Below are 23281 nucleotides of genomic sequence, written 5' to 3'. Positions count from 1 at the left end.
TCCCGGTTCAGGCGGCCTTGCGCAGAAATCCCTGCTGGGCGCCGTTGCGGTTGGGTGCGAAGCCGTTGGCCGCCAGCGTCTCTTCCACGGTGCCGTAGAACTGGCCGATCCGGCAGATCTCCCGCGCCTGTTGCGCCGTGGCGATGGGGCGGCCGAACTCGCCTGCGATGCGCACCAGCTGCTCGATCTGCGCCACCGTGCCCATCTTGGCCGTGCGGCGCTGGTTCCAGAGGTTGTCCTCGGTGCCGCAGCGCACATGCAGCCCCATGGCGATGCCCATCATGTTCACGGGCAGCACGTTGAGCACCGAGCTTTCCACGGTGAGCACGGCGCCGTCGGGCACGGCGCGCACGAAGTTGGCAAGGCTGTAGATGCTGGGCGCGTCCATGCCGCCGCCAATCGCCACCCAGTTCATCACCAGCGGGCCCTTGTAGATGCCGCGGCGCATGAGCCGCTCCACGGACTCGAAGCTGTTGATGTTGTAGCACTGGAAGGCGCTCTGGATGCCGGCGGCCGACAGGCGCCGGATGTGCTCCTCGGCCCAGCCGGGCTGGGCGGGCACGGTCATCTCCCTGTAGGCATTGAAGACGGCCGGGTCCTCCATGGAGGTGCCGCGTATGTCGCGCGCATCGAACTGCTCCAGGAAATTCATCTGCGAGGTATTGATGGTCACCGTGACCTGGTCGGGCACGGGCTCCAGCTCGGCCAGCATGTGGCGCGTGTCGTCGGACAGCCACTTGGCGGCCGCGCCGTCCGTCTCGGGAGCAAAGCTGATCGATCCGCCCACCTGGATGATCATCTCGGGCACGCGCGCACGCACGCCGGCGATCAGCTCGTTGAACTTGGACAGGCGCTTGCTGCCTTTGCCATCCAGCTCGCGCACATGCAGGTGCAGCACGGTGGCGCCGGCGTTGTAGCAGTCCACGGCCTTCTGGATCTGCTCGTCCATGGTCACGGCGATCTCGCCGGGAAAGTCCGAGGGCAGCCACGAGGGCGCATAGGGCGCGGCCGTGATGATCAGGGGCTGCTGGTTTTCGGGGAACAGGTGGCCGTCGAGAAAATTCATGGCATGTCTCCTTGTGTCGTGATCGTGGTTCAGAAGGTCGGCGTGCCGACGATGCCCGCGCGCTCCATCTTCCGGTGGCTGGGCGGGTAGTCCATGGCCGCGTAGTGCTGGGTGGCGCGGTTGTCCCAGATCGCCACGCTGCCCGCCCGCCAGCGCCAGCGCACCTGGTACTCGGGAATGGCAGCCTGGCCGATCAGGTACTGCAGCAGGCCGGAGGCGCCCTGCGTGAAGTCCTGGCCCACGCGCACATTGGCGGGCGTATGGAAATTGGTGAAATGCGTAGTGAAGCCGTTCACGAACAGCACCTTCTCGCCGGTCTCGGGATGGGTGCGCACCACGGGATGCTCGGCATCGGGGTACTGGGCCTTGAGCGCCAGCCGCCTTTCGATGGGCATGGCCGCACCGAACGTGCATTCGATGCTGTGGCGCGCGCGCAGCGGCGCGATCAGCGCCTTGACGGCGTCCGGCAGGCGCTCGTAGGCCAGCGCCATGTTGGCCCACAGGGTGTCGCCGCCCACGGGCGGGCATTCCACGCAATGCAGCACGCAGCCCATGGGCGGCGCCTCGCGCCAGGTGGCGTCGCAGTGCCAGGAATTCTCGTAGCGGTCGTTGGGCTGCTCGGGCGTCCTGTAGATGCGCACCAGGCCCGGATGCTCGGGGTCGCTGCCGGCCACCGGATGGTCCTCCAGCTCGCCGAAGCGCCGCGCAAAGGCCACGTGATCGGCGCGTGCCAGGCCCTGGTCGCGCAGGAACAGCACCTTGTGGCGCAGCAGCGCCGCCTGGATCTCCGAGAAAAGCGCGTCGTCGCGCACCGCGTCGGCCAGCCGCACGCCGAGCAATTCGGCGCCGATGGCACATGTCATGGGCTCTATGCGCATGCCTGTCTCCTGTCATTGTTGTGAAGGCCCGTGGCGGCACGGTCCGCCCGGCGTGGGGCCGGTCTCTGCAATGTAGGAAAACCCGGTTCCGCGGACTATGCAAGCCATGCCATCCTCTTTGCATTTCGTGCCACCAGGCCACGGACTGACAGGAGGGCAAGCATGGTCACCATGGTGCGCGCGGCGGCCTTGACCCATTTTTCGGACGTCATGCGCGAACTGGGCGGCGACCCCGACAAGGCACTGCGCCAGGCCGGCCTGCGGCCCGCGCTGCTGCGCGAGCAGGACCAGCTGATCGACGTGGCCATCGTCGCGCGCCTGCTGGAAGACGCGGCCCAGTCCACGGGCTGCGAGTCCCTGGGCCTGCGCATGGCCCGGCACCGCCAGCTGTCGAGCTTCGGCGCCGTGAGCCTGCTGCTGCTGCACCAGCCCACGCTGCGCCATGCGCTGGACACGCTGGTCGCGCACATGCACTTGGTCAACGAATCGCTGCTGATCCACCTGGAGGATGCAGGGGACATCGTCATCCTGCGCGAGGACTTCGTCCTGCACGGCGCCATGCGCCAGTCCGTGGAGCTGGCCATGGGCGTGCTGTGGCGCATGTGCGAGGCATTGCTGCGCGAGCGCTGGCGGCCGCAGGGCGTCAGCTTCAGCCACGCGCCACCGGCCGACCTGTCCGAACACCGCCGCATGTTCCGCTGCCGCATCACGTTCGGCGCCGAGTTCAACGGCATCGCCTGCCGCGCCGCCGACCTGGACGAGCCCAACCCGCTGGCCGACCCCGCGCTGGCGCGCTATGCGCTGCGGCTGGTGGAGGCCATGCCGGCCCACCGTGCCGCCTCCGTGGGCCACCAGGCGCGCAGGGTCATCTACCTGCTGCTGCCCTCGGGCAACGCCACCTGCGCAGGCGTGGCGCAGGGCATGGGGCGCAGCCTGCGCACGCTGCAGCGCGAACTGGACCGCGAGGGCCTGAGCTTCAGCGAGCTGCTGACCGAAGTGCGCCACGAACTGGCCCTGCGCTACCTGGACCACCCCCACTACAGCGTGGGACAGATCGCATCCATGCTCGGCTATGCCAGCCACAGCGCCTTCACGCGCTGGTTCGCCGCGCAATTCGGTTGCGCGCCCGAGGCCTGGCGCAGCCGCGCGCAGGGACTGCCTCGCGCCTGACGCACCGGGCGTTCCTGGCGCACTTGACGCACCTGACGCACCACCAAGGCGCACCCCGCCCCTGCACGGTGCGGCGGGCGCATTGCGGTGCACGCTGTCTGCGCACCAGACAGCGTGCACCACGGGCAGGCACCGCGCCGCGGTGCTGGCACGGCACTTGCATTGGCTGCCCTGACCCGCCGGCCCTGGCCTGCGGCCCGCAAAACACTGGATGCGCAACGCAGGACGCCAGATGAACATCGTTGTGATCGGCCACGGCATGGTGGGCCACAAATTTCTCGAGCAGCTGCATGCCCTGGGCGTGGCAGACGCGAACGTCACCGTGCTGTGCGAGGAGCCGCGCGCCGCCTACGACCGTGTTCACCTGTCGGAATTCTTCTCCGGCAAGAGCGCCGAGGACCTGAGCCTGGTGGAGCCCGGCTTCTTCGAGGCCAGCGGCTTCACACTGCGCCTGGCGGCCAGGGCGGCAGCCGTGGAGCGGCGCGAGCGCACCGTGACCACGGCCGATGGCGAAGTCATCGCCTACGACCGGCTGGTGCTGGCCACAGGCTCGGCGCCCTTCGTGCCGCCCGTGCCGGGGCGCGACCGGCCGCACTGCTTTGTCTACCGCACCATCGAGGACCTGGAGGCCATGCAGGCATCGGCCGCGCGCTCCAGGACCGGCGTGGTGGTGGGAGGCGGCCTGCTGGGCCTGGAATGCGCCAAGGCCCTGCGCGACCTGGGCCTGGAGACCCATGTGGTGGAGTTCGCCCCGCGCCTGATGGCCGTGCAGGTGGACGACGGCGGCGGCCGCGTGCTGCGCAGCAAGATCGAGGACCTGGGCGTGCAGGTGCACACGGGCCGCAATACGCTGGAGATCACCGACGGCGCCACGGCGCGCCACCGCATGGTGTTTGCCGACGGCACGCACCTGGAGACGGACATGATCGTCTTCTCCGCCGGCATCCGCCCGCGCGACGAGATCGCCCGCCAATGCGCCCTGGCCATAGGCCCGCGCGGCGGCGTGGCCGTGGACGACCATTGCCGCACCAGCGACCGCAACGTCTACGCCATTGGCGAATGCGCCTCCTGGCGCGAGCAGACCTTCGGCCTGGTGGCACCCGGCTACGACATGGCGCGCGTGGCGGCCCGCCACATTGCGGGCGAGGCCGAGGCCGCCTTCGGCGGGGCCGATCTCAGCACCAAGCTCAAACTCATGGGCGTGGATGTGGCCAGCATCGGCGACGCCCAGGGCAAGACGCCGCGCAGCCGCAACTACCAGTTCATCGACGAGCGCAAGCAGGTCTACAAGAAGATCGTGGTCAGCGAGGACGGCCGCCAGCTGCTGGGCGCCGTGCTGGTGGGCAATGCCGATGAGTACGGCACGCTGCTGCAGATGACGCTCAACAGCATCGCCCTGCCCGAGGAGCCCGAGTTCCTCATCCTGCCCTCCAGCGACGGCAAGGCCAAGCCCGGCCTGGGCGTGGACGCCCTGCCCGACACGGCGCAGATCTGCTCGTGCAACAACGTCACCAAGGCGCAGATCTGCGCGGCCGTGGGCGAAGGCGCCTGCACCATGGCCGAGCTCAAGGCCTGCACCCAGGCAGGCGCCACCTGCGGCGGCTGCGTGCCGCTGGCCACCCAGGTCATGAAGGCCGAGATGGCCCGGCGCGGCATGGCCGTCAACAACCATGTCTGCGAGCATTTCCCGCACTCGCGCCAGGAGCTGTACCACCTGGTGCGCGTGGGCGGCATCAAGACCTTCGACGAGCTGCTGCACCGCCATGGCAAGGGCCTGGGCTGCGATGTCTGCAAGCCGCTGGCGGCCAGCATCCTGGCCTCGTGCTGGAACGAATTCGTGCTGCAGCCGCAGCTGGCCAGCCTGCAGGACAGCAACGACTACTACCTGGGCAATATCCAGAAGGACGGCAGCTACTCCGTGGTGCCGCGCATGCCCGGCGGCGAGGTCACGCCGGACGGCCTGATCGCCGTCGGCCAGGTGGCCAAGAAATACGGCCTGTACACCAAGCTCACGGGCGGCGCCCGCGTGGACCTGTTTGGCGCGCGCGTGGAGCAGTTGCCGCTGATCTGGGAGGAGCTGATCGCGGCCGGCTTCGAGTCCGGCCATGCCTACGGCAAGTCGCTGCGCACCGTCAAAAGCTGCGTGGGCTCCACCTGGTGCCGCTACGGCGTGGACGACAGCGTGGGCCTGGCCGTGCAGCTGGAAAACCGCTACAAGGGCCTGCGCGCGCCGCACAAGATCAAGTTCGGCGTCTCGGGCTGCACGCGCGAATGCGCCGAGGCCCAGGGCAAGGACGTGGGCGTGATCGCCACCGACAAGGGCTGGAACCTCTACGTCTGCGGCAACGGCGGCATGAAGCCGCGCCATGCCGAGCTGATCGCCTCCGACCTGTCCAAGGACAGGCTGCTGCAGCTCATCGACCGCTTCCTGATGTTCTACGTGCGCACGGCCGACCGCCTGCAGCGCACCAGCACCTGGCGCGAAAACCTGGAAGGCGGCCTGGACTACCTCAAGGACGTGGTGGTCAACGACAGCCTGGGCCTGGGCGCCGAACTCGAGGCCCAGATGCAGCATGTGGTGGACACCTACCAGTGCGAGTGGAAGACCGCCGTCACCACGCCCGAAGTGCGCCAGCGCTTTCGCAGCTTCATCAACAGCGACCAGCCCGACGAGCACATCGTCTTCGTGCAGGAGCGCGGCCAGATCCGCCCGGCGCGCAGCGAAGAGCGCAGCGAGGCCCTGGCCTGATCCCGGCCAGCACCCACACCACCGACAAGGCACCGCCATGACACACCCCGCCCAAGAACAGTGGATGCCCGTCTGCGCCACCCGCGACATCGTCCCCGACACGGGGGTCTGCGCCCTGGTCGAAGGCCGGCATGTGGCGGTCTTTCGCCTTGGCGAAGACCGCTTCTACGCCATAGACAACGTGGACCCGCGCTGCGGCGCCAGCGTGCTCGCGCGCGGCCTGGTCGGCAGCCTGGGCGAGCGCGTCGTCGTCGCCTCGCCCATCTACAAGCACCACTTCGACCTGGCCACCGGCGAATGCCTGGAGGCGCCCGAGCACTCCGTGCGCGCCCATGCGGTGCGCAATGAGAACGGGCAGTTGATGGTGGCGCTGCACTGAGATCTCGGACAGATCAGCATGGGGAGGGGTTCCCCGCGTCCCGTGATGGCGCGGTAGAACCATCTGCCTTGCATTCCACCTTTGCCGGTCGGGCATCATTGCCGCCTCGACAGATGCATGAGGGTGGATATGAACGCAGGGAATCCGGACGCCGCAGCCCACAACGCGGGCGACGAACACAGCTACGCAGATTTTCTCCACGGCCTGCAGGCCCGCTTCGAGGCCAGACTCAAGGAGGGCGGCGACCAGGTCTTCGACACCACGGCCACCGGCCTGTTCGACGACTATCTGGCCGCCCTGCCTGCCGAACTGCGCCAGCGCCATACCTGCAGCTGCTGCCAGAATTTCGTGCGCCGCTTTGGCGGCCTGGTCACCCTTGCGGCCGACGGCCGCCAGACGCCGCTGCTGTGGGGCGATGATGCGCCCGGCATCCACCGTGCCGGTGTGGCGGCCATGGCCGCCGCCGTGCGCCGCGCCACCGTGCGTGGCGTCTTCCTCGCCACCCCTGCCGTGTGGGGCCGGCCCCAGGCGGGCGGGCATCCGCACATGCACGTCACGGTGCCGCAGGCGCTGCAATTCAAGCGCACGCTGCTGACCGCAGGCCAGAAGATGGCGGAAAGGCGCGAAGACTTCAGCACCATGGAGCGCGCCCTTGGCGACTTCCACAGCGCCCATGTGGCCACCGCCTTGCAGCTGCTGCGTTCCGACCAGCTCTACAGCGCCGAACGGGTGCTGGGCCAGGCCGAGTTCCTGCACCAGTTGCACACGGACCGCGCCCAGGCCAGGAGCCCGCAGGCAGCCGACAACATTCTTTGGCGCGCCATTGCCTCGGCGCCGGCCGGCTTCTGCCATCCGCGCAGCTCCATGATCGGCACGCTGCTGGAAGACATCGCGGCGGGCAAGAGCTACGCCGACGTCTCGCGCGCGTTCGCCGCAAAAATGCACCCGCTGCGCTACCAGCGCCCGCAGGCGGCACCCACCGCCGGCGGCATTGCGCAGGCAGAGAAAGTGTTCGAGCAGCTGGGCCTGGCACCTGCCCTGCCGCGCCGGATGGCCCGATTCGAGGAAGTGCCCAAGACCTGGACGCCGCGCAGGCGCGAGCCCGCCCCACGCACGGGCAGCGGTCTTTTTGCGCATGTTCTGCCCAAGGGCGCCGCACAGCCCAAGTCAGGCATGGCCACGCCCGCCATCACCATGACGCTGCAGAAATTCGTGCGCACCATCATCCCCACGGCCGAGCAGATCGAGGTACAGATCCGCGCCACGGCCAACCCCTTCATCGGCATCACCACGGCGGTGAACGAAGACGCGCCGCGCCTGTTCCAGTGGGACCATCCGTTCTCCTGGTATGTGTGGAGCGGCGGCTCCCCCGCGGCCCAGTTCGGCCTGAGTGAAGGCTGGGTCAGCGTGGCGGGTATCACCCGGCTGCCGGCCCGCTGGGACGATGACGGCGAACGCTTCAAGCACCAGGGCGACGGCATCATCTTGCTGCTGGACGGCGCGCGCGAAACCCGCAACGTGGGTGCCGCGCTGTTCCCCAGCCTGCTGCGCGCCGAGCTGCACGGCGTGCGCGCCACGGTGGAGGCGCACTCCAACGCAGTCACCATGGCCGGCCTGGCCGAAGGCTCTGCCGTGGGCATCGACCTGCGCGACCAGGGCAACGCCTATCCCGCATCGCTGCGAGTCGTCTCGAATGGATGGACCCAGGCCTACACGATCGATCGCTGGGACTGAGGACGGCGATCCGCCCTCCCTCTCGGCAGACGCCTGCCTATGATGGCGCTCCGCCGATCCTCCGAAATGCCCCTGGCGCCCTCACCATCCATGAACTACCGCATTGAAGGCCACGTCCCCGCCGTCCAGGACTACATCCAGATCCGGCTGGCTGCCGGCCTGAGCCGCAAGTCGCCCGAGGCGGCCGCCATCGGCCTGAAAAACGGCCTGTTCAGCGTGGTCGTCTATGCCGATGCAACGCCGGTTGGCATAGGCCGCGTGATCGGAGACGGCGGGTGCTTCTTCGAAATCGTGGACATCGCTGTCATCCCCGAGCACCAGAAAAAGGGCCTAGGCCACCTCATCATGCAGCGCCTGATGCAGTACATCCACGGCAATGCCCTGCCCACGGCCTATGTCAGCCTCATGGCCGACCACGGCACGCCGGAGTTCTATCGCCGCTATGGGTTCGAACCCTCCCTGCTGCCCAGGAAGGCGGGCATGTCCTTGCGCATTGTTTGACTGCAGAGGCCCGATTTAGACAGAGATGAACAACAAACTGAGAGCAGCGGCAGTGATCGCCGCAGCGTTTTTGGCCGTTGCCTTCCTTGTGCCTGCGCCGAAAAGTGTGCCGCTCACCGAGCGCTATCCCGGTCCGTGGAGAACTGATTTCAGCCGAGACATCGCCATCGCGCTGGGCAAGAACCAAGCTATCGGCTGCGTGCAATTCCAATACCGGGAGAGCCGCCTGGACCCAGGCGAGTACCTTGTGTACTGCAATGATCGGGGCATGTGGAGGTCCTATCTGGTCTGGATCCCGTCGCAGAAGATCACCGGGCCGCACATGATTGATGCATCGATTCCGCCGTGATCGAAGAATCCGCACTGGCATGCAAGATGGCGCTGCATTGAGTTCAGCCACGTCCCCTGCCGGCGGCGCAGCACCATGAAATCCGCCTGACAGGGCGTCCGAAAACGCCCGACCTGCGGGCTCAGGCGTAAAAGGACAGCAACGCCAGGCACACGATGACTACGATGGCCGCCGTGATGAGCATCACCCTGAGGCCGCCGTCGCTGCTGCGCAGCAACCGCAACTCCAGCAGGGCCGCACCCACCCGGGTCATCCAGAAACAAAGCAGTTCCACCATGGGCGCAGCATAAGCGGCCCGGCAGATCAGGTGCGGGGCGTGGAAAATGCCGGCGAGCGCCTGGGCATCGCAGGCAATCCAGATGTCGTGAAGCCCGTTACCCACAGGGAGGTTTATGGAACAGATTCGGGAACAGTCAGCTGACCGCAGGCCAGCCACAAAGAGAAAAAGAATCCTCATGGTCTGCACCGGCAACATCTGCCGCAGCCCCACGGCCCACGGCGTGCTTGAAAAAATGGTGGCCGACGCGGGCCTGGCGGGCCGCATCGAAGTGGACTCTGCAGGCACGCACGGCTACCACGTGGGCGAGGCACCCGACCGCCGCTCCCAGGCCCATGCCGCACGGCGCGGCTATGACCTTTCGCAGCAGCGCGCGCGGCAGCTGCGGGCCGAGGACTTCACGGCATTCGACCAGGTGCTGGTGATGGATGGCGCCAACGAATCTGCAGCGCGCAGGATCTGCCCCGAGTCCGAATGGCACCGCGTACAGCGGCTGACGGACTTCTGCACCGAGCACACCGCGCGCGAAGTGCCCGACCCCTACTACGGCGGCGACCGGGGTTTCGAGGACGTGCTGGACCTGGTGGAGGACGCCTGCGCGGGACTGCTGGCCACGCTGGGCATGGCACCGCGCAAGGGTTGACAAGCCTCGGCACAGCTTGCGCATGCGAAACCTCATTCTTTGCTTCGGCATCCTGGGCACGCTTGTGTTCGGCGCAGCCTTCGCCCTGTCGTTTTCCTCGCCATTGCTGGTCGAGAGCCTGGGCAAGGAGATCATCCGCATCGAGATCGAGCGCAGGCTGGGCACCCAGCTGGATACGCTTTCAGGCTCGCGCATGGCGGGCCTGGCCCAGAAAGCGCTTGGCAGGACAGATAGCGAGATCGCCGCAGTGCGGCGCGAGATCGAGGCAGGCATTCCCGACAAGGTGGCCTCGGTCATGACCGACATGCGCCGTGCTGACTGCGAATGCCGCAAGCGCAATGCCGTCTACACGCAGCAGCGCCAAGCCACCCAGCTGGCATCGCTGATCCAGATGCGCGCCCGGCTGGTGGAATTCATCGAGTCGGCCTACCACCAGACCACGGCCAGCCTGGTGCGGGAGTTCAGGATCTTCACTGCGTCCAATGCGCTGGTGTTTCTGGCCCTGGCCGGCGTGACGGCGCGACGCAGGCGGGCGGGGCTGCAGCTGGTACTGCCCGCCATCGTGCTGGTGACCGCCTCGGCGGTGACTGCCACGCTGTATCTGTTCGCCCAGGACTGGCTGCACACCATTGTGTTTGGCAGCTACATCGGCCTGGCCTACATGGCCTATCTGGCCTTTGCCATCGCGCTGCTGTGCGACATCGCATTCAACCGGGCACGCGTGTGCACACGGGCCATCAACGGCCTTGCGTCGTCTTTTGGCTCGGCATTCGAGGTCTTGCCTTGTTGAGCCCAAGGCCCCACCTGCCCCGGCAACTGCCCCGATCACAGCAGCGGCACGGCCTCCATAGCCCTACCCACCCGCCACCACAATCCGCCCCTTGCCAGCACGCTTGGCCGCGTCGGCACAGAAGGTGCGCGCATGCTGCGGCAATGGATGCACGGAGAGGCCGGGGAATCGCCAAGCCTGGATCTGGGTTATGAGCTGGTGGTGCGACAAAGCAATTGACTGGCTGATGCCTGGATATCCATTCGCATATTGAGATAGAGTTCGGTGGCTTGGCCATTCCCGCCCAGGCCCTTCTTCTCCACTGCGTCTGCGCAATGGAGATTTTTCATTTCAATCCATCTTCAAAGAACATGAACACCATTGCATTGGGAGGACGCCTGCGGCCGCAAGGCGCAATACGGACTCGCCGGATCATGGCCGCCTTGCTGGCTGCGAGCGCTGTACTGTGTGTGCCGAACGGAGTATCGGCGGCCGAGAACGATGCACTATCTGCCTCTCTGGCTGCATTCGGTGATGCCGCTGCGGCGAGACGCCTGGAGGACCAGATTGCGGATCTTGTGAAAAAGCGCAATCAGGCGGGCATGACCAGGCTGGTGGCCCAGATCGCGCAGAACGACGGGGCTTTCATGGAAAAGATGGACAGCCTGACGCAGGCCAAAAATCGCGTTCCTGATCCTGAAATGACCAGGATTGCCATGGCCCTGGGCCCTTGCCACCATGCCGGTTTTCTTCTCAGGAAAATGGCCTTCGCCCTTGCCGATGGTCAGGCAAAGCCCATCATTCGCAATGGGGTGATCATGATTGACGGCACGCACATGGACGATATGTATGCCGAGCAAATGTCGCGCTGTGAAAGGCTGGCCAAGCAGCCCATGCGGAAAATCAAGATAGGCTCCATGTGCTCCGTCAATGGCTCGGGCTGCGACGAGGATCCGGATATGGATTGAAAAGGCCGAGCGCTGAAAAACGAATGCAAGGAAAGAAAAGGCCGGGTCTGCCGCCCGGCCTTTGGTGACCGCCTCGGCGGTGACTTCTGGTTCGGCATTCAAGGCCTTGCCTTGTTGAGCCCACGGCCCCCTCCGCCCGGACAACTGCCGCAATCACAACGGCGGCATAGCCCCAAAATCCCTACCCGCCCGCCAGCACAATCCTCCCCTTGCCCGCGCGCTTGGCCGCGTACATGGCCTCGTCGGCGCGCTGCAGGAGCTGGGTGGCATCTTCCCGGGAGGCATTGAGGGCGATGCCCATGCTGGCGCCGACCTGCACGGTGGCGCCGCTGTGCAGGCGGATGGGCTGGCGGATGGAGGCCAGGCAGCGCTGCATGATCTGCCGGGCGTCGTCGGCCGAGGCCAGTTCGTCCAGCAGCAGCACGAATTCGTCTCCGCCCAGGCGGGCGACGCAGTCGGTTTCGCGGGCCTGGGTGGTGAGGCGGCGGGCGATGATGCGCAGCACTTCATCGCCGGCGTCGTGGCCTTCGGTGTCGTTGACTTGCTTGAAGCCGTCCAGGTCCATGAAGCAGACGGCCAGCTGGCCGGGGCCGCTGGCCTGGGCCAGCGCGCGCTGCAGCCGCGCCTGCAGCGCGCGGCGGTTGGCCAGGCCGGTCAGCACGTCGTGCAATGCCTGGTGCTGGGCCGCCTGCTCGCCGCGCTTGAGGGCGTCGATGTCCACGAAGACCCATATCGATTCGCCATCGGCCAGGCCTGCGCCGCTGACATCGACCCAGAGCAGGCTGCCATCGCTGGTCTGCAGCTGCATCTGGGCGTGGCATTTGCCGCTGGAGCGCAGTGCGCCATAGGCCAGTTCGCCGGAGCGTTCGTAGGTCTCCTCGTCCGGGTAGAGGATGCGCGCCGAGTGGTCCAGCAGCTCGCCGGCCGGGCGCTTGAGCATGCGCTGCAGGGCCTGGTTGGTCCACAGCAGCCGGCGCTCGCGCAGGCGGGCGATGCCGATGAGGTCGTTGTCCATGAACAGTTCCTGCTGGCGCAGCAACTCGGCGAGCCGGATGCGCGCCACGCGCTCGCGCTGCTGCAGCAGATAGAGGCTGACCGAGCCCAGCGCGATCAGCGCGATGCTCAGGCCCGTGAGCGCCCAGGCACGCCAGGCCGATGCACGCCACCCCGCCAGGTAGCTTTCCGTGCCCAGGCCGGTGAAGACGGTCAGCGGGTAGCCGGCCAGGCGCTGGTAGGCCGTGATGCGCTCCACGCCATCGAGCAGCGTGGGCGTGATGTACCAGCCAAGCTCCCGGTCATCGGCCAGGGCCCGGTGGTACTCGCCCGAGACTTCCGAGCCGCCGATGCCGGCCATGGGCTGGGGATCGCCTGCCGCGTAGCGGGCCACCAGCAGATCCTTGTCCGAACGCAGCGCAATGGCGCTGTCGGGCCCGAAGGCCTGGCGGCGGAACAGCGACTGGAAATGCTCGGCCGCGACGACCGCGTAGACGATGCCCTGGAAATCCCCATCGCCGGATTGCAGCCGCCGCGCCAGCACGATGGCCCATTTCTTGAAGGAGTGGCTGACCAGCGGGTCGGAGACCACCATGCGGTCGGTGTTGCGCGCCCGGTCGAAGTAGCCTCGCTCGGCCACGGAAAATGCCGGCTCCTCCTCGTTCGCACTCTGCAGGACCTGGCCATTGGCGTCGGTGACGCGCAGCGCCGTGACGAAGGGAACGAGGGCGCGCTGCTCCTGCAGGATTTCATAGAGGGCCAGCGCCGCCACGTCCGCGCCTTCCAGACTCCGGCTGCGGTAGCGTCCCGCAACGGTGGCCAGGGCGTTGTCCACCAGCCGCATCTCGGCGTTCAGCTCCAGGCTCAGGCTGCGGGCCTGGTTCCGGGTGACGGCCACGCCCAGGTCCAGGTCGGCCTGGTGGTTGGCGCGCAGGCTCAACCAGGTGGCCAGGCCCAGCAGGCCGGCCACCAGCAGGTTGCCGAGCACCAGGCGCCGGAGCACCTTGTCGGAAAGAAGCCTCTTCATGGCGCCGGGTGTCCCTTTCCTACTTGCTGGATGGGCATCGGGGTGGATGGACCGGCCCATTTTTAGCACAAGGCAGGAGCACTCCATGCCAGGTCGCACGCCATGGCAGCGGCGCCTTTCGGCGCTGCGCCCGGCCTGCTCAGGGCATGCGCCAGCTCAGGCCCGCGTACACGGCCCGGCCATCTCCGGGAAAGTAATAGGCACCGTCCACGCCGCGCACATTGGCCTGTACGGCCGTGGTCGCGGCATAGCGCCGGTCGGTCAGGTTGCGGCCTTCGACGAACCAGCTCCAGCCATCGCCCAGCGCCCCGCTCAAGCGCAGGTTGAGCAGCGCATAGCCATCGGAGGCCACGGTGTTGGCATGGTCCACCCAGGTGCGCGAGGGCAGCCACTCCAGGCCGGGCGCGACCGTGACCTGCTGCGTGGCCTTCCACTGCAGCTCGGCCCGCAACAGGTGCGGTGGAATGCCGGCCAGGCGGCGGCGGCCGTAGACGGCGTCGTTGTCAAAGCGCAGGTCGCTGTAGAGGTACTGGGTGCGCAGCGACCAGCGCGGCGCAAGCCGTGCCTGCATGGACAGCTCCAGCCCCTGGTGGATGGTGCGGTCGGCATTGGTGGTGCCCAGGGTCGCGCCGCTGGCGTCGGTCAGCGCCAGCAGTTCGCGGCGCACGCGCGAGTGGTAGATGGCGGCGTCCCAGGCCAGGGCCTCGCCGTGGCCGCGCCAGCCGGCCTCCACCGTGGTTGCGCTTTGCGCACGCCCCAGCGGCAGCGAAGGCTGGTAGACCAGCTCACCAATGGGCGGTGCCTCGAAGCTGCCGCTGATGTTGGCGTACCACTGCGACGTGGGCGTGGCCGCGAACAGCAGGCCCAGCTTGGGCGAGGTGTGGCTGAAATCCACGTCGTAGCTGGCGGCGGGCGCCAGCAGATTGTCCTGGCGGCGCTGGGCGCGCACGAACTGCAGGCCGGCCTGCAGCGTCCAGCGGGTGCTCAGGCCGTGGCTGTATTCGCCATAGACCACGTCCTGCTGCGCCTTCACGCGCGTGCGCCCCGTGGACGTGCCGGCCGCGCCGCCCGCATTGGTGTAGCGCCATTCATCGCCATCGAGCTGCGCGCTGGAAAAGCCCAGCACCAGCCTGCGCGTGAGGCCGCCGCCCTGCCCCAGCTCGGCCGCCAGGCGCGAGTCCAGACCCGTGTCGCGCATGTCCTGCTGGACGATGCCCATGGTCATGGGGTGGAAGCGGTCGCGCTGCGCGGCGAACAGCGAGGTGGTCCAGCGCAGGCCTTCGCGCGGCTGCCAGTCCATGCGCAGGGCGCCGCGCGTCTGGCGGTAGTTGTTGCCGGCGTCCTGCGCCACATAGCCGGGCGCGGCCTGGCGCGGATTGGCCAGCATGGCCGCGCGCGTGAGGCTGCCGGGCATCTGCATGTCGGCATCCACATGGGACAGGAAGGCGCGCAGCTCCAGCGTATCGGTGAGCTGCAGGCCCACATTGCCGGACAGGCGCTGCGTGCGCCAGGCCGACTGTTCGCGCCAGCCGTCCTGCTCGCTGCGGCTGATGTTCAGAAGGCCATCCACCCGCTCGCCACGGCCCGCCAGCTGGGCCTGTGCCTGCCGCTGGCCGAACGATCCCGCCTGCAGCCGCAGCGATGCGGCAGGCGCCGTCAACCCGGTCGGCGAGACAAAGTTGATCGCGCCGCCCAGGCTGCTGGCGCCGTACTCCAGCGCATTGGCGCCACGCCAGACCTCGACATGCTGGGCCGCCATGGGGTCGATGGACTGGAAGTCCGCCGCGCCATCGGCCTGGTTCAGCGGTATGCCGTCCTGGTACAGCTGTATGCCGCGCATCAGGTAGCCGCGCTGCACGCCCGAGCCCCGGATGGACAGCCGCGTCTCCGGGCCGTGGCGCGTCTGTGCGAGCACGCCCGGCGCGTAGGCCAGTGCATCGGCGGCGGTGCTGGCACGCCCGGCCGCGTAGCTGGCTGCATCGATAACGGCCGTGCCGCCTGCGCGCTGCGACAGCTCATCGCGCGCAGCCTGCACGGCCTGCGCGGCGCGGGCCTCGGCCGTGGCGGCGGCGCCGCGGGCGCGCACCTCCACATCCGCAAGAACAGGTTCTGCCTGGGCCAGGGCGGAGGATGCCGCGCAAAGGCCTGCGGCGCCGGCCAGAGAAAGTGCAAAGCTCTTCATGCAGCCCCCAGGATCTGCCGCAGATCGGCCGCGCAGTCCTGCGCGTCCTGCTCATGGCGGAACGCCACGCGCAGCCGGCCCTCGGGATCGAAGACATAGGTGATGGCCGAGTGGTCCATGGTGTAGGACGCCCCCGTGGGCACCTTCTTGTAGAAGACCTTGAATTCCCTGGCGACCTCGGCCGTCTGCGCCTCGTCACCGCGCAGCGCGACAAAGCCGGGGTCGAAGGCGCCCACATAGGCCTTGAGCACCTGGGCCGTATCGCGCTCGGGATCAATGGTGATGAAGGCCACGGCCAGGCGGGCACCGTCGGCACCCAGAAGCTCGCGTATTTCCAGCGCGCGCGTCAGCGCCGTGGGGCAGACATCGGGGCATTGGGTGAAGCCGAAAAAGACCATCAGGGCCTGGCCCTTGAAGTCGGCCAGCGTGCGCTCGCGCCCATCGGCATCGCGCAGGCGGAAGTCCCGGCCGTACTGCGCGCCGGTCAGGTCGATGCCCTTGAACGGCACGGTGGCGGGCTTGCAGCCGGCCAGCAGCGCCAGTGCGGCCAGGCCGCCGCCAAGGCAGGCACGGCGAGACAGGGCAACGCAAGCAACGGATGGGAGGGTCGAAGAAGAATCGGCGGCGCGCTGCGGCGCCGCATGGCAATCGGAACGGAACATGGCTTCCCTGCGTGGAATCTTGGCGAAGCCGCACCGCCAAGGCTGCGCCCGGCCGATGCGGCAATGTTCTGAGACAGGCCAGCGGCCAGACAGCGCGGGACAGCGCTGCACAGCAGCCGAGGGCTCAGGCGATCAGCAGCAGCAAGGGAGGCCCGCGCGGCGGCAGCGGTGCGCCGACCAGGGAGGCAATGCGGGCAGAGACGATGGGCTGCAGCGCGCGGCCCAGCGGCTGCGGTTGCGCCCAGGAGGGGGAGACATGCGCGGGCGGCGGCGTCACCGCCAGGCACAGCGGGCAGTCCAGCGAATGCTGGGCAGACACCGCCTGCCCTTCTTCACCGTTGACCACGACCAGCTTGACGCTGCCGCCAGCCGTGCAGACCAGCTCCATGGCCTGCGGGTGCACCAGGGGCGATGCAATGGCCAGGCCCAGCGTCAACGCGAACCACGCCATGACCAGGCGGGCCAGTGAGACGGAGTTGCGCAGGGCGTGCATGGCTGGGGATTATGGGGCTGAGCTGCCGGATATGCGTGGTATCCGTAGCCGCCTGCCCGCATGGGCCATCCCATAATCGCCTTTTCCCCCAAGCAGTGACCGCCATGTCGAAACTCCATGTTGTGCAGCAGGGCCAAGGCCCGGCCCTCGTTCTGAGCCACGCGCTCGGTTGTGACCTCCAGATGTGGGACGGCGTTGCCCAGGCGCTGGAAGACCGCTTCACCGTGGTGCGCTACGACCACCGGGGCCACGGCCGCTCGCCCGCCATCGGCGAGGCTTTCGACATGAACGATCTGGCAGACGACGCAGCCGGCGTGATCGATGCGCTGGGCCAGGGGCCGGTGCACTTCGTGGGCCTGTCCATGGGCGGCATGACGGCCCAGGCCCTGGCCGTGCGCCATCCGGCGCTGGTGCGCAGCATCACCATCGCCAATTCGGCCAGCTACTACGACGAGGCCGCGCGCGCAGGCTGGCAGGCGCGCATTGCCACCGTGCACGACCAGGGCGTGGCGGTGATTGCCGACGGCGCCATGCAGCGCTGGTTCACCCCCGAGTTCCGCACCGGGCAGGCGGCCCGCGTGGCCTCCTTGCGCGCAGGGCTGGAGGCTTTGGCGGCCAAGCCCTATGCGGCGGCCTGTGCGGCCGTGGGCGGCATCGATTTTCGCGAGAGCAATCGGCGCATCGCCTGCCCCGCGCTGCTCATTGCGGGCAGTCGCGATGAGGCCACGCCGCCTGCCCTGTCCGAGGACATGCAGGCGCAGATTCCGGGCGCGCAGCTGGTGTCGCTGCCCGCCGCGCATTTGAGTGCCGTGGAAATGCCCGCGGAGTTTGCGCAGTTGGTGAGCGACTTTGTCGCGCAGGTCCGCTAGATCTGCAGTCCCACCCGGGCGGGATGGGGGCTGAGCGAAGTCGCTATCGTGGAGGACATCACGGCCGGCAGATCAACTCCGCCACGTCCATCAGCAGGGCTTCATCGATCTGCTCGCGCAGGTCCACCGCCAGCCTGCGCCGGTAGAACACGCCCAGGTCCAGCCCCACGCCCAGCGCGCGGATCTGCACGTCGCCCGCGCGCTCGTGCCGGGCGATGACCTGGCGCAGGTGCTGGTCCAGGTAGTGCTCGTCGTTGGCCTGGTGCGTGGCCGTGTCCATGGGGCAGCCGTCCGAGATGACGAGCAGGATGCGGCGCTGCGCGGGCCGCGCCAGCAGCCGCTCGCAGGCCCATTCCACGGCCTCGCCGTCCACGCCCTCGCGAAAGAGGTCGGGCCTGCGCAGCGCGGCAATGCCGTGGCGGGCGTGGCGCCAGGGTTTGGCGGCGTCCTTGAAGACGATGTGCAGCCGCTCGTTGAGCCGGCCCGGGATGTGGGGCTGGCCCGCGCGCTGCCAGTCGCGGCGGGCGCGGCCGCCGTTCCAGGCCTGGGTGGAAAAGCCCAGCACGTCCACCGGCACGCCGGCCATGGACAGCGCGCGACCCAGCAGGTCCACCAGCAGGGACAGCGGGCGCGCATGCGCCTTCATCGAGCCCGAGCAGTCCAGCAGGAGGGCCACGGCCGCATCGCTGACGGGGCGCGGCAGCTCGTTCCTGAAGATGGCGCGCTGCTGCGGATCGCTGACCAGTTGCGCCAGCCGGCTTGCATCCAGGTGGCCATCCTCCAGGCCGAACTGCCAGCCGTCGTGGCGCGGCACGGCCAGGCGCTGCTGCAGGTGGCGGGCCAGCCGGCCCGCGTGCAAGCCGCTGCGCGCCAGTTCCTCATCCATCTGCCCGCGGAACTCGGCCAGTTGCGCTGCGCGGATCAGCTCGGCCGCCTGCGCCTCGCGGTCATAGACGCGCGTGAACACGCGGTAGCTGTGGGCCGAGCCGGCCCAGGCGCGGCTGTCGCCGCTGAGTGCCACGGGCGGCGCATCCAGGCTTTGCGATTCAAAGTGCAGCGGCAGCGCGAAGCTGCCCCGCCGGCGCGGCCCGCCAGCGCCGCGCGGCGCCTCTTCCTGGGCTGACCGCACGGCCTGGCCCACCCAGCGGCTGATGGCCAGGGCCGGCGCAATGAAGGCCTGCTGGTCCTGCCGGTGGCGGCGCAGCAGGGCCCACTGCGCGCCCAGTTGCGCCGACAGGCCGGCGCGCGTGGCCTCGGCCAGGTCGGCCAGGGCATCGGGCGGCGCATGTCCGCTCATGCGGCTCCAGGCGGTCAGCGCCACGGTGAACAGCAGGATGCCCAGGCTGCTTTCGGTCAGGCCCGAATCGGCAAAGGCCTGGCTCCAGTGCACAAAGCGCGCATGCAGGTTGGCGCGTGCGCCCGGCCATTCCTCGGGCGCCAGGCTTTCCACGCGCAACTGCTCCAGCAGTTCGAACACCAGCCGCTCCACCGGGTCGCCGGGCAGGTGGCGCGCGTGCAGCGCGGCATCGCTCAGGCGCAGGCGCAGGCTGGCGCCGTCGAGCAGGCCGCGCTGGTCGGCCAATCGGGCCGGCACATCGGATTGGTGGGCCGCTGCCAGCACCACGGGCGCCGTGCCCCGGTACAGCGTCTGCCCGCTCCATTGCAGCGAGGCATCGCCCGCCATGGCGCGCAGCAGCGCGCCGCCCCAGGCCTCCATGCGCGCCAGCGAGGGGGATGCCTCAGCAGGCATGGGCGGGCTCGTCGCGCAGCGCCAGTTCCTGGCCGAAGCAGCGCTGGAAGTACTCGGCCACGATGGCCCGCTCGGCCGGCTCGCACTTGTTGAGGAAGGACAGCTCGAAGGCCAGCCGCAGGTCATGGAAGATCTGCGCGTTCTCGGCCCAGGTGATGACGGTGCGCGGCGACATCAGCAACGACAGGTCGCCCACGGCAAAGCCCTTGCGCGTGAGCGCGGCCAGCGCCACCATGGCGGCCACCTGCTCGCGCCCCTGCGGCGTGGCCAACTGCGGCACGCGTGCCAGCACGATGGCGGCTTCCTCGGCCGGCGCCAGGTAGTCCAGGCTGGTGACCAGGTTCCAGCGGTCGAGCTGGGCATGGTTGAGCATCTGCGTGCCGTGGTACAGGCCGCTGAGGTTGCCCTGGCCCAGGGTGTTCATGGTGGCGAAGAGGCGGAACTGCGCATGCGGCTGGAGCACGCGCTTTTGGTCCAGCAGGGTGAAGCTGCCCTCGCGTTCGAGCACGCGCTGGATGACGAACATCACATCGGGCCGGCCCGCGTCGTATTCATCGAAGACCAGGGCCACGGGCCGCTGCAGCGCCCAGGGCAGGATGCCTTCCTGGAACTGCGTGACCTGGCGGCCCTCCTGCAGCACGATGGCATCCTTGCCCACCAGGTCCAGCCGGCTGATGTGGCCGTCAAGATTGACGCGCACGCAGGGCCAGTTCAGCCGCGCCGCCACCTGCTCGATATGGGTGGACTTGCCCGTGCCGTGCAGCCCCTGGATGACCACGCGCCGGTTGTGCGCAAAGCCGGCCAGGATGGCCAGCGTGGCCTGCGGGTTGAAGCGGTAGGCCGGGTCCACGGCCGGCACATGCTCGCTGCGTTCGGCAAAGGCCGGCACCTGCATGTCGGTGTCCAGGCCGAAGGTCTCGCGCACGGCCAGCGTGCGCGTGGGATGCATCAGGGTCAGCTCAGTCATCGTCAGGGGCTCCCGGGGGGACTTCGTCGTTGATGCGCGCAATCGCCTCGGCCGCCGCGCGCAGTTGGGGAAGAAAGGACAGCGCCCGCTCGCGCGTGAAACGCATGATGGGCGCCTGCACGGCCAGCCCCATGTTCGAGGGGCCGCCCTGGATGGAGGGCACCAGTACGCCCAGGCACAGCAGGCCGGGCAGGAATTCCTCGTTGTCGAAGGCATGGCCCTGGGCGCGCACCTGGTCCAGTTCGGCGTCCAGCGCGTCAAAGGCCGTCAGCGTGTTGGCCGTGAAGCCTTCCAGCGGCACGGCCGACAGCAGCCGCCTGCGCTGCGCGGGCGCCATCTGGCTCAGGAACAGCTTGCCCGTGGCCGAGCAATGGGCCGGCACGCGCGAGCCCGGGTGCAGATAAAAGCGCAGCGGCGCGGGCGTCTCCACCCGGTCCAGGTAGAGCACCTCGCTGCCCGAGAAGGCGGTGATGTTGCAGCTTTCGCCGATGTCGCGCACCAGCTGGGCCAGCACCGCGTGGCGTGCGCCATGCGTGGTGTTGTTGAGCAGCACGCTCTCGGCCAGCCGCATCAGGCGCCGGCCCGTGCCGTAGTGCCGGCCATTGCCCTCGCGCTGCAGGATGCCCGCTCCCTCGAGCTGCTGGAGCATGCGGTGCATGGTGGGCTTGGGCAGGCCTGTCTCCTCGACCATGGTCTGCAGCGTGAAGGGCTCGTTCTTCTGGGCAATGGCCTCCAGCAGGGCGAACAGCCGCAGGTTGGGCGTGTCGCCATCGATACGGGCAGGGATGGGGTCACGGGTGTTCATGGTGTTGGTCATCATATGTTTTTCAATTTTTCGAGTCAATTTGTTCCGAAAAAAGAAATTTGTTTGACATCCAGGCGAAGTCAGTCCTAGACTTGCGCCGTAATTTCTTTTTTCGGAACATTTAGTTCCATTTTCAAGGAGACAACATGACTGCAGCCAACAATCGTACGGTGGTCGAAGGCGTCCAGAAGATGACCCCTTCCGAAGCCTTTGTGGAGACCTGCGTGGCCAACGGCGTCACGGAGATGTTCGGCATCATGGGTTCGGCCTTCATGGATGCCATGGACATCTTCGCGCCCGCCGGCATCCGCCTGATCCCCGTGGTGCACGAGCAGGGCGCCGCCCACATGGCCGACGGCTATGCGCGCGTCTCGGGCCGCCACGGCGTGGTGATCGGCCAGAACGGCCCCGGCATCAGCAACTGCGTGACCGCCATCGCCGCAGCCTACTGGGCCCACAGCCCCGTGGTCATGATCACGCCCGAGACCGGCACCATGGGCATGGGCCTGGGGGGCTTTCAGGAAGCCAACCAGCTGCCCATGTTCCAGGAGTTCACCAAGTACCAGGGCCATGTCTGCAACCCCAAGCGCATGGCCGAGTTCACGGCCCGCTGCTTTGACCGCGCCATCTCCGAGATGGGCCCCACACAGCTGAACATCCCGCGCGACTATTTCTACGGCGAAGTGCAGTGCGAAATCCCCAAGCCCATGCGCGTGGAGCGCGGCTCGGGCGGCGAAAACAGCCTGCAGGCCGCCACGGAACTGCTGGCCACGGCCAAGTTCCCCGTGATCCTGGCCGGCGGCGGCGTGGTCATGGGCGATGCGGTCGAGGAGTGCAGGCAGCTGGCCGAGCGCCTGGGCGCCCCCGTGGTCACGGGCTACCTGCGCAATGACGCCTTCCCCGCCAAGCACCCGCTGTGGGCCGGCCCGCTGGGCTACCAGGGCTCCAAGGCCGCGATGAAGCTCATCGCCCAGGCCGACGTGGTGATCGCGCTGGGCTCGCGCATGGGCCCCTTCGGCACCCTGCCCCAGCACGGTATGGACTACTGGCCCAAGAACGCCAAGATCATCCAGGTCGAGGCCGACCACACCAACCTGGGCCTGGTCAAGAAGATCTCGGTGGGCATCCACGGCGACGCCAAGGCCGTGGCGCGCGAGCTGGGCCGCCGCCTGCAGGGCCAGACCCTGGCCTGCGACGCCACCAAGGCCGCGCGCGCCGACACCATTGCTACCGAAAAGGCCGCATGGGAGAAGGAGCTGGACGAGTGGACACATGAGCGCGACCCCTACAGCCTGGACATGATCGAAGAGGCCAAGGGCGAGCGCACGCCCACGGGCGGCAAGTACCTGCACCCGCGCCAGGTGCTGCGCGAGCTGGAAAAGGCCATGCCGCCGCGCGTGATGGTCTCCACCGACATCGGCAACATCAACTCCGTGGCCAACAGCTACCTGCGCTTCGACGAGCCGCGCAGCTTCTTCGCGCCCATGAGCTTCGGCAACTGCGGCTATGCCCTGCCCACCATCATCGGTGCCAAGTGCGCAGCGCCCGACCGCCCGGCCATCGCCTACGCCGGCGACGGCGCCTGGGGCATGAGCATGGTGGAGATCATGACCGCCGTGCGCCATGACATTCCCGTCACGGCCGTGGTCTTCCACAACCGCCAGTGGGGCGCGGAAAAGAAGAACCAGGTGGACTTCTACAACCGCCGCTTCGTGGCCGGCGAGCTGGAAAGCGAAAGCTTCGCAGCCATTGCCAGCGCCATGGGTGCCGAGAGCATCGTGGTCGACCAGATCGAGGACGTGGGCCCGGCGCTGCAAAAGGCCATCGACCTGCAGATGAACCACGGCAAGACCTGCGTGATCGAGGTGATGTGCACGCGCGAACTGGGCGACCCGTTCCGCCGCGATGCGCTGGCCAAGCCCGTGCGCTTCCTCGAAAAGTACAAAGATTTTGTCTGAAGCTGTCTGACACCCCCTGAGGCGCTGCGCGCCTTCCCCCTCTCTACCCGCTGCGCGGGGGAGGGGGACGACACCCTCGGTGCGGGGCGGCC

General features: G+C 68.1%; 21 protein-coding genes. 11 read left to right on the top strand and 10 right to left on the bottom strand.

Annotated elements, in window-relative coordinates; genetic code table 11:
* Nucleotides 1–7: 7 nt before the first annotated feature.
* Nucleotides 8–1066 (bottom strand): beta-keto acid cleavage family enzyme, encoded by a 1059-nt coding sequence (locus DA1_RS28205; RefSeq protein WP_034390966.1) that lies wholly within the window; start codon nt 1064–1066, stop codon nt 8–10.
* A gap of 29 nt (nt 1067–1095) precedes the next feature.
* Entirely contained in the window at nt 1096–1944 is an 849-nt protein-coding gene (locus tag DA1_RS28200) for a TauD/TfdA dioxygenase family protein (RefSeq protein ID WP_034390965.1), read from the bottom strand.
* A 162-nt stretch (nt 1945–2106) separates the two neighbouring features.
* On the opposite strand from DA1_RS28200, the gene DA1_RS28195 reads away from it, so the two are divergent.
* From DA1_RS28195 to DA1_RS28170, 6 genes are all read left to right on the top strand, one after another.
* Entirely contained in the window at nt 2107–3114 is a 1008-nt protein-coding gene (locus tag DA1_RS28195; RefSeq protein WP_012203930.1) for an AraC family transcriptional regulator, read from the top strand.
* A gap of 232 nt (nt 3115–3346) precedes the next feature.
* Nucleotides 3347–5863, top strand: a complete 2517-nt coding sequence (gene nirB, locus DA1_RS28190) for a nitrite reductase large subunit NirB (protein WP_034398255.1) — start codon at nt 3347–3349, stop codon at nt 5861–5863.
* A 37-nt stretch (nt 5864–5900) separates the two neighbouring features.
* Nucleotides 5901–6242 carry a nitrite reductase small subunit NirD gene (gene nirD / locus DA1_RS28185; RefSeq protein WP_013803814.1) on the top strand — a complete coding sequence of 114 codons (342 nt, stop codon included), beginning with the start codon at nt 5901–5903 and terminating at the stop codon, nt 6240–6242.
* Nucleotides 6243–6371: 129 nt separating this feature from the next.
* Complete coding sequence (locus DA1_RS28180) at nt 6372–7976, top strand: DUF8224 domain-containing phage-derived protein (protein ID WP_051940564.1); 1605 nt, start codon at nt 6372–6374, stop codon at nt 7974–7976.
* A 90-nt stretch (nt 7977–8066) separates the two neighbouring features.
* Nucleotides 8067–8477 carry a GNAT family N-acetyltransferase gene (locus DA1_RS28175; protein WP_034390964.1) on the top strand — a complete coding sequence of 137 codons (411 nt, stop codon included), beginning with the start codon at nt 8067–8069 and terminating at the stop codon, nt 8475–8477.
* 25 nt (nt 8478–8502) lie between these two features.
* The gene (locus DA1_RS28170) at nt 8503–8826 is read left to right on the top strand and encodes a hypothetical protein (RefSeq protein ID WP_034390963.1); all 324 of its coding nucleotides are present in this window, start codon (nt 8503–8505) and stop codon (nt 8824–8826) included.
* Between the two features lie 121 nt (nt 8827–8947).
* Here DA1_RS28170 and DA1_RS28165 read toward each other — a convergent pair whose 3' ends face one another.
* Nucleotides 8948–9283: a hypothetical protein gene (locus DA1_RS28165; RefSeq protein WP_230590724.1), complete on the bottom strand. Its 336-nt coding sequence runs from the start codon at nt 9281–9283 to the stop codon at nt 8948–8950.
* Between DA1_RS28165 and DA1_RS28160 the strand changes: the two genes are divergently transcribed.
* From DA1_RS28160 to DA1_RS31435, 3 genes are all read left to right on the top strand, one after another.
* Complete coding sequence (locus DA1_RS28160) at nt 9219–9746, top strand: low molecular weight protein-tyrosine-phosphatase (protein ID WP_444979545.1); 528 nt, start codon at nt 9219–9221, stop codon at nt 9744–9746. The genes DA1_RS28165 and DA1_RS28160 overlap by 65 nt on opposite strands.
* A 22-nt stretch (nt 9747–9768) precedes the next feature.
* Entirely contained in the window at nt 9769–10536 is a 768-nt protein-coding gene (locus DA1_RS28155) for a hypothetical protein (protein WP_034390958.1), read from the top strand.
* A 269-nt stretch (nt 10537–10805) separates the two neighbouring features.
* Nucleotides 10806–11483 carry a hypothetical protein gene (locus DA1_RS31435; protein WP_230590723.1) on the top strand — a complete coding sequence of 226 codons (678 nt, stop codon included), beginning with the start codon at nt 10806–10808 and terminating at the stop codon, nt 11481–11483.
* 181 nt (nt 11484–11664) lie between these two features.
* On the opposite strand, the gene DA1_RS28145 is transcribed toward DA1_RS31435, so the two are convergent.
* The 4 genes from DA1_RS28145 to DA1_RS28130 all read right to left on the bottom strand — a co-directional run bounded on the left by DA1_RS28145 (nt 11665) and on the right by DA1_RS28130 (nt 16840).
* Nucleotides 11665–13503: a sensor domain-containing diguanylate cyclase gene (locus DA1_RS28145; protein WP_034390955.1), complete on the bottom strand. Its 1839-nt coding sequence runs from the start codon at nt 13501–13503 to the stop codon at nt 11665–11667.
* 139 nt (nt 13504–13642) lie between these two features.
* Entirely contained in the window at nt 13643–15685 is a 2043-nt protein-coding gene (locus DA1_RS28140; protein WP_034390953.1) for a TonB-dependent receptor family protein, read from the bottom strand.
* Nucleotides 15682–16347, bottom strand: a complete 666-nt coding sequence (locus tag DA1_RS28135; protein WP_034390951.1) for an SCO family protein — start codon at nt 16345–16347, stop codon at nt 15682–15684. Before DA1_RS28135 ends, DA1_RS28140 begins: the two co-directional genes overlap by 4 nt.
* 124 nt (nt 16348–16471) lie before the next feature.
* Nucleotides 16472–16840, bottom strand: a complete 369-nt coding sequence (locus DA1_RS28130) for a DUF2946 family protein (protein WP_012203922.1) — start codon at nt 16838–16840, stop codon at nt 16472–16474.
* Nucleotides 16841–16944: 104 nt separating this feature from the next.
* Between DA1_RS28130 and DA1_RS28125 the strand changes: the two genes are divergently transcribed.
* Nucleotides 16945–17709, top strand: a complete 765-nt coding sequence (locus tag DA1_RS28125) for an alpha/beta fold hydrolase (RefSeq protein ID WP_034390949.1) — start codon at nt 16945–16947, stop codon at nt 17707–17709.
* A 58-nt stretch (nt 17710–17767) separates the two neighbouring features.
* Here the strand turns inward: DA1_RS28125 and DA1_RS28120 are convergent, their stop codons facing one another.
* Genes DA1_RS28120 through DA1_RS28110 form a run of 3 tightly spaced genes read right to left on the bottom strand, consistent with a single transcriptional unit; the run spans nt 17768 to nt 21246 of the window.
* Complete coding sequence (locus DA1_RS28120) at nt 17768–19459, bottom strand: cobaltochelatase CobT-related protein (protein WP_034390947.1); 1692 nt, start codon at nt 19457–19459, stop codon at nt 17768–17770.
* A complete protein-coding gene (locus DA1_RS28115) occupies nt 19449–20426 on the bottom strand; it encodes an AAA family ATPase (RefSeq protein ID WP_034390945.1) in 978 nt (325 codons plus the stop codon). Before DA1_RS28115 ends, DA1_RS28120 begins: the two co-directional genes overlap by 11 nt.
* The gene (locus tag DA1_RS28110; RefSeq protein WP_012203918.1) at nt 20419–21246 is read right to left on the bottom strand and encodes an IclR family transcriptional regulator; all 828 of its coding nucleotides are present in this window, start codon (nt 21244–21246) and stop codon (nt 20419–20421) included. The genes DA1_RS28115 and DA1_RS28110 overlap by 8 nt, the downstream gene beginning before the upstream one ends.
* Before the next feature lie 131 nt (nt 21247–21377).
* Here DA1_RS28110 and xsc point away from each other — a divergent pair, with 131 nt between their 5' ends.
* A complete protein-coding gene (gene xsc, locus DA1_RS28105; protein WP_034390943.1) occupies nt 21378–23189 on the top strand; it encodes a sulfoacetaldehyde acetyltransferase in 1812 nt (603 codons plus the stop codon).
* Nucleotides 23190–23281: the final 92 nt, after the last annotated feature.

The sequence above is a fragment of the Delftia acidovorans NBRC 14950 genome, assembly GCF_001598795.1.
GTDB lineage: Bacteria > Pseudomonadota > Gammaproteobacteria > Burkholderiales > Burkholderiaceae_C > Comamonas > Comamonas acidovorans.
Note: the sequence above shows the minus strand (reverse complement) of the source record. Positions and strands in the feature narration are given on the sequence as shown.